At 54.4% G+C, this 14,200-nt stretch carries 13 protein-coding genes and 1 rRNA gene; 7 read left to right on the forward strand and 7 right to left on the reverse strand.

Annotation, left to right across the window (positions count from 1 at the left end):
- Window positions 1–32 precede the first annotated feature (32 nt).
- From glnL to KHQ26_RS15730, 3 genes are all read left to right on the forward strand, one after another.
- Complete coding sequence (gene glnL, locus KHQ26_RS15720) at window positions 33–1,082, forward strand: nitrogen regulation protein NR(II) (protein WP_004146229.1); 1,050 nt, start codon at window positions 33–35, stop codon at window positions 1,080–1,082.
- A gap of 8 nt (window positions 1,083–1,090) precedes the next feature.
- The gene (gene glnG, locus KHQ26_RS15725) at window positions 1,091–2,500 is read left to right on the forward strand and encodes a nitrogen regulation protein NR(I) (RefSeq protein WP_002882749.1); all 1,410 of its coding nucleotides are present in this window, start codon (window positions 1,091–1,093) and stop codon (window positions 2,498–2,500) included.
- A gap of 110 nt (window positions 2,501–2,610) precedes the next feature.
- Entirely contained in the window at window positions 2,611–2,721 is a 111-nt protein-coding gene (locus tag KHQ26_RS15730) for a YshB family small membrane protein (protein ID WP_004152951.1), read from the forward strand.
- 35 nt (window positions 2,722–2,756) lie between these two features.
- On the opposite strand, the gene hemN is transcribed toward KHQ26_RS15730, so the two are convergent.
- A complete protein-coding gene (gene hemN / locus KHQ26_RS15735; protein ID WP_002882745.1) occupies window positions 2,757–4,130 on the reverse strand; it encodes an oxygen-independent coproporphyrinogen III oxidase in 1,374 nt (457 codons plus the stop codon).
- Window positions 4,131–4,318: 188 nt separating this feature from the next.
- Window positions 4,319–4,825, reverse strand: coding sequence for a Der GTPase-activating protein YihI (gene yihI / locus KHQ26_RS15740; RefSeq protein WP_002882743.1), 507 nt, complete (start codon window positions 4,823–4,825; stop codon window positions 4,319–4,321).
- Between the two features lie 583 nt (window positions 4,826–5,408).
- Here yihI and yihA point away from each other — a divergent pair.
- Window positions 5,409–6,041 carry a ribosome biogenesis GTP-binding protein YihA/YsxC gene (gene yihA, locus KHQ26_RS15745; RefSeq protein ID WP_002882734.1) on the forward strand — a complete coding sequence of 211 codons (633 nt, stop codon included), beginning with the start codon at window positions 5,409–5,411 and terminating at the stop codon, window positions 6,039–6,041.
- 347 nt (window positions 6,042–6,388) lie between these two features.
- Here yihA and polA read toward each other — a convergent pair whose 3' ends face one another.
- Window positions 6,389–9,181 (reverse strand): DNA polymerase I, encoded by a 2,793-nt coding sequence (gene polA, locus KHQ26_RS15750; RefSeq protein WP_004178036.1) that lies wholly within the window; start codon window positions 9,179–9,181, stop codon window positions 6,389–6,391.
- A gap of 396 nt (window positions 9,182–9,577) precedes the next feature.
- Here polA and KHQ26_RS15755 point away from each other — a divergent pair, with 396 nt between their 5' ends.
- Window positions 9,578–10,477 carry an acyltransferase gene (locus KHQ26_RS15755; protein ID WP_004150336.1) on the forward strand — a complete coding sequence of 300 codons (900 nt, stop codon included), beginning with the start codon at window positions 9,578–9,580 and terminating at the stop codon, window positions 10,475–10,477.
- A 48-nt stretch (window positions 10,478–10,525) separates the two neighbouring features.
- Here the strand turns inward: KHQ26_RS15755 and dsbA are convergent, their stop codons facing one another.
- The 3 genes from dsbA to KHQ26_RS15770 all read right to left on the reverse strand — a co-directional run bounded on the left by dsbA (window position 10,526) and on the right by KHQ26_RS15770 (window position 12,508).
- Window positions 10,526–11,149: a thiol:disulfide interchange protein DsbA gene (gene dsbA, locus KHQ26_RS15760; RefSeq protein ID WP_004146224.1), complete on the reverse strand. Its 624-nt coding sequence runs from the start codon at window positions 11,147–11,149 to the stop codon at window positions 10,526–10,528.
- Between the two features lie 27 nt (window positions 11,150–11,176).
- A complete protein-coding gene (locus tag KHQ26_RS15765) occupies window positions 11,177–12,163 on the reverse strand; it encodes a serine/threonine protein kinase (RefSeq protein ID WP_002882726.1) in 987 nt (328 codons plus the stop codon).
- Between the two features lie 75 nt (window positions 12,164–12,238).
- A complete protein-coding gene (locus KHQ26_RS15770; protein WP_002882612.1) occupies window positions 12,239–12,508 on the reverse strand; it encodes a YihD family protein in 270 nt (89 codons plus the stop codon).
- Between the two features lie 71 nt (window positions 12,509–12,579).
- Here KHQ26_RS15770 and mobA point away from each other — a divergent pair, with 71 nt between their 5' ends.
- A complete protein-coding gene (mobA, locus tag KHQ26_RS15775; protein ID WP_004178039.1) occupies window positions 12,580–13,161 on the forward strand; it encodes a molybdenum cofactor guanylyltransferase MobA in 582 nt (193 codons plus the stop codon).
- Window positions 13,158–13,664 (forward strand): molybdopterin-guanine dinucleotide biosynthesis protein MobB, encoded by a 507-nt coding sequence (gene mobB / locus KHQ26_RS15780; protein ID WP_002882596.1) that lies wholly within the window; start codon window positions 13,158–13,160, stop codon window positions 13,662–13,664. The genes mobA and mobB overlap by 4 nt, the downstream gene beginning before the upstream one ends.
- Window positions 13,665–14,030: 366 nt before the next feature.
- Here mobB and rrf read toward each other — a convergent pair.
- Window positions 14,031–14,146: ribosomal RNA gene (gene rrf, locus KHQ26_RS15785) — 5S ribosomal RNA — on the reverse strand.
- Between the last annotated feature and the right edge of the window lie 54 nt (window positions 14,147–14,200).

The following is a 14,200-nucleotide window of genomic DNA, read 5'->3' on the forward strand; positions in this document are numbered from 1 at the left end:
AATTGGTGCATTCATTTTCAGGAGACTGTCGAATGGCAACAGGCACACTGCCCGATGCTGGGCAGATCCTTAACTCCCTTATCAACAGTATTTTACTGGTCGATGATGACCTGGCGGTGCACTTTGCCAACCCTGCGGCGCAGCAGCTGCTGGCGCAGAGCTCGCGCAAGCTGTTTGGCACCCCATTACCTGAGCTGTTGAGCTATTTTTCGTTGAATATCGGGCTGATGCAGGAGAGCCTGCAGGCGGGCCAGGGGTTTACCGATAACGAAGTGACGCTGGTTATCGATGGCCGTTCGCACATCCTGTCGTTGACCGCCCAGCGGCTGCCGGAAGGCTTTATTCTGCTGGAAATGGCGCCGATGGATAATCAGCGCCGCCTGAGCCAGGAGCAGCTGCAGCATGCGCAGCAGGTCGCCGCTCGCGACCTCGTCCGCGGCCTGGCGCATGAGATAAAAAACCCGTTAGGCGGCCTGCGCGGCGCGGCCCAGCTGCTCAGCAAAGCGCTGCCCGACCCGGCGCTAACGGAATATACCAAAGTGATCATTGAGCAGGCCGACCGGTTAAGAAATCTGGTCGACCGCCTGCTCGGACCACAGCATCCGGGCATGCACGTTACCGAAAGCATCCACAAAGTCGCCGAACGGGTAGTTAAACTGGTTTCCATGGAGTTGCCGGACAACGTGAAGTTGATCCGCGATTACGACCCCAGCCTACCAGAGCTACCCCACGACCCGGATCAAATTGAACAGGTGTTGCTGAACATCGTCCGTAATGCGCTGCAGGCTCTGGGGCCGGAAGGGGGCGAAATTATTCTTCGCACCCGCACCGCTTTCCAGCTGACGCTGCACGGGGTGCGTTATCGCCTCGCCGCCCGCATCGACGTTGAAGATAATGGCCCGGGTATTCCGCCCCATCTCCAGGATACGCTGTTCTATCCGATGGTCAGCGGCCGCGAAGGCGGTACCGGCCTGGGCTTATCTATCGCCCGTAGCCTTATCGATCAGCACTCCGGCAAAATTGAATTCACCAGCTGGCCGGGTCATACCGAATTTTCGGTATACCTGCCTATTCGGAAGTAGAGGTGTTTATGCAACGAGGGATAGCCTGGATCGTTGATGACGATAGCTCCATCCGCTGGGTGCTTGAACGCGCGCTCACCGGAGCCGGCTTGAGCTGCACAACGTTCGAAAGCGGCAATGAGGTGCTAGATGCCCTCACCACCAAAACCCCGGATGTACTGCTGTCAGATATCCGTATGCCGGGAATGGATGGTCTGGCGCTGCTCAAACAGATTAAGCAGCGCCATCCAATGCTTCCGGTCATCATAATGACCGCGCATTCCGATCTGGACGCCGCGGTCAGCGCTTATCAGCAGGGCGCGTTTGATTATTTGCCCAAACCTTTTGATATCGATGAAGCCGTCGCCCTCGTCGACCGGGCGATAAGCCACTATCAAGAGCAGCAGCAGCCGCGAAATGCGCCGATAAGTAGCCCAACCGCCGACATCATCGGCGAAGCGCCAGCTATGCAGGATGTCTTTCGCATTATTGGCCGCCTGTCGCGCTCATCCATCAGCGTGCTGATCAATGGCGAATCCGGTACCGGTAAAGAGCTTGTCGCACATGCCCTGCATCGCCATAGTCCACGCTCAAAAGCGCCGTTTATCGCGCTGAATATGGCGGCGATCCCCAAGGACCTGATTGAGTCCGAGCTGTTCGGCCATGAAAAAGGAGCCTTTACCGGCGCCAATACCGTCCGTCAGGGTCGCTTTGAACAGGCTGACGGCGGTACGCTGTTCCTGGATGAAATTGGCGATATGCCGCTTGATGTCCAGACTCGTCTGCTGCGCGTGCTGGCGGATGGTCAGTTTTATCGCGTGGGCGGTTACGCGCCGGTCAAGGTCGATGTGCGGATCATCGCCGCTACCCACCAGAACCTGGAACAGCGCGTGCAGGAGGGGAAATTTCGTGAAGATTTGTTCCACCGCCTGAACGTCATCCGGGTGCATTTACCGCCGCTGCGCGAGCGCCGGGAAGATATTCCACGCCTGGCCCGCCATTTCCTGCAGATAGCCGCCCGCGAGCTCGGCGTTGAAGCCAAACAGCTGCATCCGGAAACGGAGACAGCGCTGACCCGCCTGGCGTGGCCAGGCAACGTCCGTCAGCTGGAAAACACCTGTCGCTGGCTCACCGTCATGGCCGCCGGCCAGGAGGTGCTGACGCAGGATCTGCCGAGCGAACTGTTTGAGACCACGATTCCTGATAGCCCAACGCAGATGCAGCCTGACAGCTGGGCTACGCTGCTGGGTCAGTGGGCCGATCGGGCGTTGCGATCCGGTCATCAAAACCTGCTCTCAGAAGCGCAACCCGAAATGGAGCGCACGCTGCTAACGACCGCCCTGCGCCATACTCAGGGGCACAAGCAGGAGGCTGCGCGCCTGCTGGGATGGGGACGTAATACCCTGACGCGTAAGCTAAAAGAGTTGGGTATGGAGTAGGGTTCAACAGCATGATGAAAAATAGCCGATCGGCGCAAAGTGCTGCTATTTTGTACTTTACTGTTCCGATGAGTTGAGTATGATCGTCCCCGGCATTAGGGGAGAGCATCATGTTTGAATCACTGGTGAGTATGATATCGAGCGGCGCCGCTGCGAGTCACACGCCACAAACGGCAGTCGCTGCCGTGCTGTGCGCTGCGCTGGTCGGGCTGTTCAGCTAATTGTTCCCCCTCTCCTGCGGGAGAGGGGGAAAATATTAAATAACCCGTGAGAACTGCTGCATCCGGGCCTTTTGCCGTAGGTAGGCATCAAAGCACATACAGATGTTGCGGATCAGCAGGCGACCTTTCGCCGTCACCTGAATGACCTTATCATCCACAGCCACCAGCCCGTCATGCGCCAGCGGCGCCAGCAGTTTCAGATCCTCGGCGAAATAAGACGCAAAATCCACGTCCCACTGCGCCTCGACCGCCGCGATATCCAGCTGGAAGTTACAGATCAACGCTTTAATCACGTCGCGACGCAGACAGTCATCGCGAGTTAACGCGATCCCGCGCCACAGGGCGTTCCCTTGCTCTGCTACCTGCTGGTAGTACTGCTTGAGCTCTTTTTGGTTCTGGGCGTAGCTGTCGCCAATCATGCTGATCGCCGAAACGCCCATCCCCAGCAGATCGGTATCGCCCTGAGTGGTGTAGCCCTGGAAATTACGATGCAGTACGCCGTGACGTTGCGCGACCGCTAATTCATCATCGGGACGGGCGAAATGGTCCATGCCGATAAACTGATAGCCTGCCGTCGTCAGCGAGCCGATGGTTTCCTGCAGGATCTCCAGCTTCTGCTCAGCGGAGGGCAGATCGGCATCTTTAATCTTCCGCTGAGCGGCAAAGAGCGTGGGCAGATGCGCATAGTTAAACACGCTCAGGCGGTCAGGATTGAGCTCGGCGACCTTTTGCAGGGTAAAGGCGAAGCTCTCCGGCGTTTGCTTCGGCAGGCCATAAATGAGGTCGATATTGGTCGAGGTAAAACCAATCTCCCGCGCATGGTTGAGCAAATCAAAGATGAACGCTTCGTCCTGCTCACGGTTAACCAGACGCTGAACCTCTTTATTGAAGTCCTGTACGCCCATACTCAGGCGGTTGAAACCCTCAGCGCGTAAATGATCGAGGACATCCAGTTCGATCTCACGCGGATCGACCTCTATGGAGATCTCGGCTTCCGCGCTGAAATGGAAATGGCTGCGCAATAGATCCATCAGGCGACTGATTTGCGCCTTATTGAGATAAGTTGGCGTGCCGCCCCCCCAGTGCAGTTGCTTCACCTGGCGAGTGGCAAACAGCGGCGCGCGGTGGATGATCTCCTGTTCAAGGACATCGAGATATTGATCGGCCTTATGCTGCTGGCGGGTGACTATCTTATTGCAGCCGCAGAAATAACACAGCTTATGGCAAAACGGGATATGCACGTACAGCGACAGGGGACGCTGTGGGTAACGGGCCACAGCGGCATCGAATTCCGCCGCGCCAAATTGCGGTGAAAACTCCAGCGCGGTGGGATACGAGGTATAGCGCGGCCCGGAATAGTTATATTTCTGGATCAGGGCCAGATCCCAGTCGATTATCTGCTCAGACATGCTCACTCCTTCCGATGGTGCCGCCGACGGGTACGCCGTCCCGGCCCCACCGCACCGCGGGTCATGAGCCGGTTGCGCAGCCATTTCTGACGCCGCGACAACCGTCGTAGTTTAACGAATAACCACAGCAGATAACATATAACCAGAAGGGTTATAAGGAGTACCGGGAATCCGATGGGATGCAAATGTTAGTTTCCACCCTTCAGCAGACGCATCATATCTTCCTGACGCTCTTCCTCTTCTTCATCTTCATCATCGTAAGAGAGGCCGAGCTGCTGCATCAGCTCATCAATGCGATCCAGTTTGGCGTCCACCCAGCTCTGCTCTTCAGCATTCAGGGTGCCGCCCTCTTCCAGACGTTCCAGCAGCGCGTCCAGGCGCTCATCATTCTCCAGCAACTCCAGCTCAGCCTGCGGTGAAAGCATAGGTTTCTCGCTCTTTGGTTTATGCTGCTTGGGAGCTGGAGCGCTGCTTTCGCTCACGCCCAGCGGGATCGGTTTTTTGCTACCCACGCGCGGATCTTGCGCCTGACGCTGTTTTTTACCCGCTGAAGCCGCATCGCCGCCGTTCGCGCGACTGCCTGCCGCGTGGCCACGATGTTTCTTCTGCCGTTTGCGATCGCGAGCTTCCTGATTTAACTCTTCACGCGACTTGCGGCCGGATTTGCCACGGGTGGCGGATGTCGGTTTTTTCATGATGTGTAATCTTCAGACAGTAGTATTCAGTATAGAATTGAGGCGGAATCTAGCAGAAAGCAAGCAAAGAAAAAAGGCGACAGATTACTCTGTCGCCTTTTTCCTCACTGACCACCCTTAACGGGCTCTTCTTTCCCTGTTCGCTAACGACTCACCCTGTCTTTCCCTTAGCGTCCAACGGTCCCTGTTTCTTCCTTTTCCCTATAAAACGTCTCCAAGACGCGCGTCATCCTGACTATCCTGTGGTCTTCGCCTCCTGGCGCTTCCTGACTCCTCGTCCTGAGTCCTAATCCTTTCAGCATCCCCGCCGTTGTGTATTACTTTACCTTGTTGACAAAAATCGACAACCAGTCTGGCAGTTAAAAATCTATTTTCAGAATTCTCTATTTCTATAATTGATTAATTTTCAACACCTTAAATATGTTTTGTCTTATTTTCCTCAGGTATGTCCTATACAAAGAATAGTCAATGTCTCACAAACCATATGGTTTTTACTTACAGGAACGGCGTGCGGTAAAAACAGCCTTTTTCTGCTGTTCAGGTATAATCCCTGCCATAGCCTGTTTTAACGGAGACGACCGTCTTGACCAACTGGAATTATCAACTGACGCACTTTGTCACTAGCGCGCCAGATATCCGCCATCTTCCTGCCGATACCGGTATTGAAGTGGCGTTCGCCGGCCGCTCCAACGCGGGAAAATCCAGCGCGCTGAATACGCTGACTAATCAGAAGAACCTGGCGCGTACCTCCAAAACCCCGGGGCGTACGCAGCTGATTAACCTGTTCGAAGTCGCTGAGGGCAAGCGCCTTGTCGACCTGCCCGGCTATGGTTATGCGCAAGTACCCGAAGAGATGAAGATCAAGTGGCAGCGCGCGCTGGGGGAATACCTGGAAAAACGTCTGTGCCTGAAGGGTCTCGTGGTGCTGATGGACATACGTCACCCGCTTAAAGATCTCGATCAGCAGATGATCGAATGGGCGGTAGAGAGCGATATTCAGGTGCTGGTACTGCTCACCAAAGCCGATAAGCTCGCCAGCGGCGCGCGTAAAGCGCAAGTGAATATGGTGCGTGAAGCGGTACTGGCCTTCAATGGCGATGTCCAGGTTGAACCCTTCTCTTCGCTGAAAAAATCTGGCGTCGATAAGCTGCGACAGAAGCTGGATAGCTGGTTTAACGAAATCCCGCCGCAAGAAGCCGTCGAAGACGCCGAGTAACCCCCGCTTTTTCCGGATAACGGCGCGTAGCGCCCTATCCGGACGTTCATACTACGTTGTTTTCACAGCCTAAAACTTTTCTTTCGCGCAATAAAAAACGCCCCGGTCATAAATGACCGGGGCGGCTAAAATATTCAGCCAAATCCGATTACGTGAAGTAAAAGGTCTGAAAGATAGAACATCTTACCTCTGTACCCTACGCGAATAACTTTACTCTTCTTTCGCTCACGGATAAAGCATTTTTTGTAGTTTTTTTTCACTATTTACATAGCAAATTCAAATGATCCTCACAAAACTCTATAAGTTATGTTGCTTACTTACAGAAAATCGCGTTGCGCTTTGTATACTTAGTGCGCTTGATCCCAGTTTTCGCCGCTGCCCACTTCCACCAGCAACGGTACCGCCAGCGTAGTGCTGTTCTCCATCAGTTCGTGGATCTTTTTCGATACGGCATCGAGCTCATCCTTATGCACTTCAAAGACCAGTTCATCGTGAACCTGCATGATCATCCGCACGCGAGGTTTCTCGCTCCGCAGCCATTCATCAACGGCAATCATCGCCCGCTTGATAATATCCGCAGCCGTCCCCTGCATCGGGGCGTTAATCGCCGCACGCTCCGCGCCGGCACGACGAGCGCCATTGCTGGACTTGATATCCGGCAAATAGAGTCGACGGCCATCCAGCGTTTCAACATACCCTTGCTCCTTCGCCTGTGCGCGGGTGCGCTCCATATACTCCAGGACGCCCGGATAACGTTCGAAATAAAGATCCATGTACTTCTGCGCTTCTTTACGCGGGATGTTCAGCTGGCGGGCCAGGCCAAAGGCGCTCATGCCGTAGATCAGACCGAAGTTGATGGCTTTCGCACTGCGCCGCTGTTCGCTGCTGACGCTGTCCAGCGGTAAGCCAAATACTTCAGCCGCCGTCGCCCGGTGAATATCCTTCCCTTCCGCGAAGGCGGTCAGCAGGCCTTTATCCCGCGACAGGTGCGCCATAATGCGCAGCTCGATTTGCGAGTAGTCCGCCGAGACAATGACGTAATCTTCCGGCGCGATAAACGCCTGGCGAATACGGCGCCCTTCTTCGTTACGCACCGGAATGTTTTGCAGGTTTGGATCGGTAGACGACAAACGGCCGGTGGCGGTGACCGCCTGATGATAGGAGGTATGCACGCGGCCCGTTTTGGGGTTAATCATCAGCGGCAGCTTATCGGTATAGGTCGACTTCAGCTTCGCCAGCCCACGATACTCCAGAATCACTTTCGGCAACGGATAATCGAGCGCCAGCTCTTCCAGCACCTCTTCAGAGGTGGACGGCGCACCGCCCGGCGTCTTCTTCAGCGGCTTGATACCCTGTTTTTCAAACAGGATCGTTTGCAGCTGTTTGGTGGAGGAGAGATTAAACGCTTCCCCGGCGATCTCATGTGCTCGCTGCTCCAGCTCAACCAGGCGCTGGGCAATTTCCTGCGAGTGCGCATGCAGCACGGCGGGGTCGATTTTAACGCCGTTGCGCTCAACGCGAGACAGCACCGGCACCAGCGGCATTTCAATATGCTGGAAGATATTCAGCGGGCCTTCATGCTGCTGTAGCTTCGGCCACATCTTCAGATGCAGCTGGAGCGTAACGTCGGCATCTTCCGCCGCGTAGCGACCAGCCTCTTCCAGCGCAATCTGGTTAAAGGTGAGCTGATTCTTACCCTTGCCAGCGATCTCTTCGAAGGTAATGGTTTTATGTTTCAGCCAGCGGTCGGAAAGACTGTCCATATCGTGGCGGCCCGCCACGCTGTCGAGAATGTAAGACTCGAGCATGGTATCGAACGCAATCCCGCGCAGCTCAATGTCGTAATTAGCCAAAATGCCGCGATCGTATTTGAGATTTTGCCCGACCTTGAGCACCTTCTCATCCTCCAGCAGCGGTTTAAGCAGCGCCAGCACGCGCTCGCGCGGGATCTGATCCGGCGCATCAAGATAATCATGCGCTACCGGGACATAGGCGGCCACGCCTGGCTCAACAGCGAATGAAAGACCAACCATGTTGGCGGAGATGTTATCCAGGCTGTCGGTTTCCGTATCAAAGGCAAAGAGCGGCGCCTGCTTCAGCTTATCGATCCAGGTGAGCAGCGTAGCCTCATCAAGGATAGTGACATAATGCTCTGCTGAAAGTGCAGTAGCGGCTTCAACCTCTTCTTCCGCTTCTGCCGCTGCTGCAGGTAATGCAGGTTTCGCAGCCGGTTTGCCCCCCTTAGCCTGCAGCCATTTTCCGGCCTCAACGTCGGTGGTCCAGCGCTTAAATTCATACTGTCTGAACAGCGCCAGCAGATCGTCTGCCGCCGGCGGCTGCACCTCCAGCTCTTCGCAGGTGAGCTCCAGCTCGACGTCGGTTTTGATGGTCGCCAGCTGATAAGAGAGATAAGCCACGTCCTTGTTCTGCTCGAGCTTCGCCGCCATCGTTTTCGCGCCGCGGAAGCTCAGTTCAGCGATCTTCTCCGGTTCCGCATACAGCGTATCAAGGCCGCCGAGGCCTTGCAGCAGCGCCTGGGCGGTCTTTTCGCCCACGCCCGGCACGCCGGGAATGTTATCCGAGGAGTCGCCCATCAGCGCCAGGAAATCAATAATCAGCTCCGGCGGGACGCCGTACTTAGTAACCACCTCATCCGGTCCGAGGATAGTGTTGGTCATGGTATTGATCAGGGTGATGCCCGGCGTCACCAGCTGGGCCATGTCTTTATCGCCGGTGCTGATCAGGACTGGGCGACCTGCCCTTTCCGCTTCCCGCGCCAGGGTGCCAATCACATCGTCAGCTTCGACGCCCGGGACAGCCATCAGCGGCAGTCCCATCGCTTTCACCATCTTATGCAACGGCTCAATCTGCGCGCGCAGATCGTCCGGCATCGGCGGGCGGTGAGATTTGTAATGCTCGAACAATTCATCACGGAAGGTTTTCCCTTTCGCATCAAAGACCACGACGGCATGAGTCGGTTGATACTGCAGTATCAAACTGCGCAGCATATTCAGTACGCCGTACATAGCCCCGGTGGGCTCCCCTGCGCTGTTAGTCAGCGGCGGAAACGCATGATACGCCCGATAAAGATAGGAGGAGCCGTCAACGAGGATGAGAGGGTTTTCTGGGATCTGAACCATAATTTCCGTGCCTGTTTATCAGATTATGGATAAAGGATGCCACAGACGGGCATGAAATCCTGAATTTTTCCCGCAATTCGCGGAAAAGATTCAACGATCGTCGCGATCGCGCGACAACTTAGCTTGTGGATAACTTTGTGCATAGTTTTACAACGTCAGCTTATCCGCCCCTGAAAATAAATGAATAAATAGTATTATTTACTATTTATCAACCACTTAAAAACAGATCAACGATCCTGGCATTAATTTGATGACCTAATCTTCCATGTGGATAGAAGATCCTTGTTTTTTTCTGTTCTGGTAAGACCCGTCATTTGCCGCGTTTTCTGGTAAAATCAGCCTCTTGCGCAGCTTAAAGGCGCTCTTTGTCAGCCTAACTTTCTGAATAAACTAACTATGTCGAGATTACTCGCTGCGATAACACTTCCGCTGAGTATCGCCTTAACCATCTTAGTCACCATTATCTGCTCTGTACCGATCATCGTCGCCGGGCTGATTAAACTGCTGGTCCCCATTCCAGCGGTATGGCGCTCTATATCCGTTTTTTGCAATTTTATGATGTACTGCTGGTGCGAAGGGCTGGCGCTGCTGTTGCATCTCAATCCCTGGCTAAAATGGGACGTCCAGGGTCTGGAAGGCCTGAACAAAAAGAACTGGTATCTGCTGATCAGCAACCACCACAGCTGGGCAGACATCGTGGTGCTGTGCGTGCTGTTCCGCAAGCATATTCCGATGAATAAGTACTTCCTTAAACAACAGCTGGCGTGGGTACCCTTCATTGGCCTCGCCTGCTGGGCGCTGGATATGCCTTTTATGCGCCGCTACTCGCGCAGCTATCTTATTCGTCACCCGGAGCGCCGCGGTAAAGATGTCGAAACCACCCGCCGTTCGTGTGAAAAATTTCGCGCGCATCCGACGACTATCGTCAATTTTGTGGAAGGCTCGCGTTTTACCGAAGAAAAAAAGCGCGAAACGCGCTCTCCTTACCACAACCTGTTACCGCCGAAAGCCGCTGGTATCGCCATGGCGCTCAACGTACTCGGTTCGCAGTTCGATAAACTGCTGAACGTCACGCTGTGCTACCCGGATAATCATACAAGACCATTTTACGATATGTTAAGCGGCCGCCTGACGCGCATCGTGGTCCGTATCAATCTGGTCCCTATTGGCGAAGAGCTGCACGGCGATTACGTTAACGATAAGAACTTTAAGCGCAGCTTCCAGCGCTGGCTGAATGGCCTATGGGAAGAGAAAGACCGTCAGTTGACTGACATCATGAGGGACAAAGAACGGTAGCTATTGCAAAACAGATAAAGTAACGCCGGTCAGTGACCGGCGTTTTTTTTATTTCTTCTCTACCAGTTGCTTCACGGTATCCGCATACTGAGCGACGAAGACATCCATATTGCTGGTGTCCATCCCCTGCGGATTCAGCTGGTATTTACCATTAACATACATAGCCGGTACGCCCTGCAGCTGCAGATCGGCTGCCGCTTTCTCTTGCTGAGCGACTAGAGATTTCACCACGAAGCTATTCCATGCGGCATCGTAGTCTTCCCCTTTCACGCCAGCGTCGACAAACACTTTACGAATGTCAGCCACACTCTGCACAGTCTGGTTTTTCTGCACGGCTTCGAACATCGGCGCAGTAATTTTGTCTTCAACGCCCAGCGCGATGGCCACCGCCCATGCCTGCGTCAGATCCTTGCCCAGCGGACCCAGGAACTCAACGTGGTATTTGGTCATTTTAGTGCCTTCCGGCAGTTTCTGGCGCACATTGTCAGAGACATGCAGCACTTCTTCAAACTGGTAGCAGTGCGGGCAGTAGAACGAAAAGAACTCGAGCACCTGCGGCTCGCCAGCAATCGGCTTATCAAGGGTGATGTACTGCTTGCCGTCGGTGATCTGGGCAGCGGATGCACTAAAAGCCAGAATCATACCAGCCAGCGCCAGCCAAACTTTTTTCATGATTTACTCTCTCCTGGATATATCACATTAATACATTGGCGTTAACTGAAGCGGGGGTTCCTGTAGAACCTTCACCTGCTCAAGAAAAGTCGACGTCTGCCCCCGCCAGTAATCCTCCCCGGTTAACCAGGGGAAATTGACCGGGAAAGCGGGATCGTCCCAGCGTCTGAGCAACCACGCCAGATAATAAACCAGTCGCATAGCGCGTAAAGGTTCAATCAGCGCGATTTCATCGCTGTTAAAGGGGCTGAATTCCTCATAGGCCTCGACAATAGTCTCCAGCTGCATACGCTGTTCAGCCTTATCGCCGTTGAGCAGCATCCACAGATCCTGAATCGCCGGGCCGGTGCGCGCATCGTCTAAGTCGACAAACAGTGGTCCGTCGCGCCAGAGGATATTACCGGCATGGCAGTCACCGTGCAGGCGCAACGTGTTCCCGCGGCCGTGCCATTGCTCCATGACGGCAGCAATGAGTTTATCGGTCGCCTTCAGGAAATCGGCCTTCAGGCCAGAGGGGATCAGCGTCGCCTGCTCAAACACCTGACGCGGTTCCAGCAGGTACTCCTGCACGCCAATTTCCGGGCGGGCAGTAAAGCGCTGTTTGCAGCCCGTCTGGTGCAGGCGCCCCAGATAGCGGCCAACCCATTCCATCTGATCAAGGTTATCCGCTTCGAACTGACGACCGCCAAGGCTTGGGAAAACGGCAAAGTAGAATCCCTGATGCTGATGAAGCGTGCTGTCATTAAATAAGAGCGGCGCAGCAACGGGCACTTCATCTTCTACAAGCTGAAGCGCAAACTGGTGTTCTTCAAGGATCTGTTCTGCGGACCAGCGCTCAGGACGATAGAACTTTACCACATAGCGATGGCGCTCTTCGTCCTGGAACTGATAAACGCGGTTCTCATAGCTGTTTAGCGGGGTGAGACCGGAGTCCACCCGCATACCCAGATCGAATAACCCATCGATAATGGTATCCGGGCGAAGCGTCTGAAAAGTAAAAGCCTTATCGTGCATCCTGACATCCGATAATCGTACGAATAGTTCAGGATATCATCTCATTGCACTTTACGCGGTAGCGCTTACAACCTTTTACTCTTTTATTACCCCGCGGGCGCGCAGCAGCGCGGTTTTAAAGTCCTCTTCATAATCCTTCTGAATACCCGGGATGACAGCATCTTTGGAAGAGTCGCGCATCTTCAGGTGATAGATCAGAATATCGTCGGAAAGATCGCTCAGTTCGCCATCATAGCCGGCCTCTTTCGCCAGCTTCTGCAAAAATTGCATCAGGTTCAGTTCAGGCTCTTTTTGCCAGGCTGGCTGGAGGAGTTCAATTACTTCATTCAGACGTTTACATTTCATGGTCATGCTCCTTACTCTTGATAGGGACAAGTTAACAGGGTCAATCCCACAATGAAAGAGGCGATATTCATATGCAAAGCGAGGCGATAACCGGCGTCGTGCTGGCGGGCGGCAGGGCCACGCGGATGGGCGGCATTGATAAAGGATTACAGGCGCTAAATGGTCGCCCTCTCTGGCGACACGTCGCGGAAGCATTAGCCCCGCAGGTAGATGAGTTAGTCATTAGCGCCAATCGTCATCTTGAACAGTGGCGTGCCAGCGGATATCCGGTCTTTCGAGACATACAGGAGGGTTATCAGGGGCCGCTGGCCGGAATGCTTGCTGTGATGCAGCAGGTCGCGAGCCCATGGTTTGTTTTTTGCCCCTGCGACACGCCGTTCATTCCGTCCTTTTTGGTGGAGCGCTTTATCCAGCAGAGAGGGGACGCACCGGTCGTTTGGGCCCATGACGGCGAACGGGATCATCCTGCCGTTGCATTAGTTCATCGTCAAATCATTCCGGAACTGGAGGCTTATCTGGCACATGGAGAGCGCAGGGTGATGGTTTTTATGCGACAAATGGGTGGGCGCCCGGTGAATTTCAGCGATGTGAAAACTGCTTTCATTAATGTAAATACGCTCGAAGATTTGCAGCAGATGCAGGAGCCATCATGATCCCATTACTGGCGATCGCCGCATGGAGCGGTACCGGAAAAACAACATTATTAAAGCGTCTTATCCCTGAGCTTTGCGCTCTAGGATTACGCCCGGGACTGATAAAGCACACCCATCATGATATGGACGTGGATAAGCCGGGCAAAGATAGCTATGAACTGCGTAAGGCGGGCGCTGCGCAAACTATTGTCGCCAGCGAACAGCGGTGGGCATTGATGACCGAGACGCCAGAGAAGCCGGAATTAGATCTCACGTGGCTGGTCAGTCGAATGGATGCCAGCAAACTGGACCTGGTTTTAGTGGAGGGGTTCAAACATGAACCCGTGCCGAAGATCCTGCTTTTTCGGCAAAACAGCGGCCATCGTGTAGAAGAGCTGGTAATTGATGAGCATACCATCGCCGTGGCCAGCGATGTATCGATCGCGACCTCACTTCCGCTGCTGGATTTAAATGATGTACCACAGATCGCGACATTTATTGTGAGTTGGTTAGAGAGGCAATAGTCATTTATCGACGGTGATATAGGAGGGATTTTCCCGGAGGCGGTGCTGCGCACCTTGTCCGGCCACAGGGACGTAGCCCCGTGTCGGATCCGTAGCCCCGGCAAGCGCAGCGCCACCGGGGGGACATGCCGGCACGCTGGCCGGACGACAGAAACGCAAAAAGCCCATCCGGCAGGATGGGCTCTTCACTTGTTTGATGCCTGGCAGTTTATGGCGGGCGTCCTGCCCGCCACCCTCCGGGCCGTTGCTGCGCAACGTTCAAATCCGCTCCCGGCGGATTTGTCCTACTCTGGAGAGCGCTCAACGACAAACAACAGATAAAACAAAAAGCCCGGTCTTTCGACCGGGCTTTCTGCTTTATTTGATGCCTGGCAGTTCCCTACTCTCACATGGGGAGACCCCACACTACCATCGGCGCTACGGCGTTTCACTTCTGAGTTCGGCATGGGGTCAGGTGGGACCACCGCGCTAGTGCCGCCAGGCAAATTCTGTTTTATCAACACGTCTTACCGACGTATCGATTAATCTGTATCAGA

The sequence above is a fragment of the Klebsiella sp. 10 genome, from assembly GCF_018223925.1.
GTDB classification, from domain to species: domain Bacteria; phylum Pseudomonadota; class Gammaproteobacteria; order Enterobacterales; family Enterobacteriaceae; genus Klebsiella; species Klebsiella pneumoniae.

What these genes read in the sequence shown, in the direction of transcription:
- glnL (WP_004146229.1), top strand. Translation starts at nt 33, where the DNA reads ATGGCAACAGGCACACTGCCCGATGCTGGGCAGATCCTTAACTCCCTT.
- glnG (WP_002882749.1), top strand. Translation starts at nt 1,091, where the DNA reads ATGCAACGAGGGATAGCCTGGATCGTTGATGACGATAGCTCCATCCGC.
- KHQ26_RS15730 (WP_004152951.1), top strand. Translation starts at nt 2,611, where the DNA reads ATGTTTGAATCACTGGTGAGTATGATATCGAGCGGCGCCGCTGCGAGT.
- hemN (WP_002882745.1), bottom strand. Translation starts at nt 4,130, where the DNA reads ATGTCTGAGCAGATAATCGACTGGGATCTGGCCCTGATCCAGAAATAT.
- yihI (WP_002882743.1), bottom strand. Translation starts at nt 4,825, where the DNA reads ATGAAAAAACCGACATCCGCCACCCGTGGCAAATCCGGCCGCAAGTCG.
- polA (WP_004178036.1), bottom strand. Translation starts at nt 9,181, where the DNA reads ATGGTTCAGATCCCAGAAAACCCTCTCATCCTCGTTGACGGCTCCTCC.
- KHQ26_RS15755 (WP_004150336.1), top strand. Translation starts at nt 9,578, where the DNA reads ATGTCGAGATTACTCGCTGCGATAACACTTCCGCTGAGTATCGCCTTA.
- dsbA (WP_004146224.1), bottom strand. Translation starts at nt 11,149, where the DNA reads ATGAAAAAAGTTTGGCTGGCGCTGGCTGGTATGATTCTGGCTTTTAGT.
- KHQ26_RS15765 (WP_002882726.1), bottom strand. Translation starts at nt 12,163, where the DNA reads ATGCACGATAAGGCTTTTACTTTTCAGACGCTTCGCCCGGATACCATT.
- KHQ26_RS15770 (WP_002882612.1), bottom strand. Translation starts at nt 12,508, where the DNA reads ATGAAATGTAAACGTCTGAATGAAGTAATTGAACTCCTCCAGCCAGCC.
- mobA (WP_004178039.1), top strand. Translation starts at nt 12,580, where the DNA reads ATGCAAAGCGAGGCGATAACCGGCGTCGTGCTGGCGGGCGGCAGGGCC.
- mobB (WP_002882596.1), top strand. Translation starts at nt 13,158, where the DNA reads ATGATCCCATTACTGGCGATCGCCGCATGGAGCGGTACCGGAAAAACA.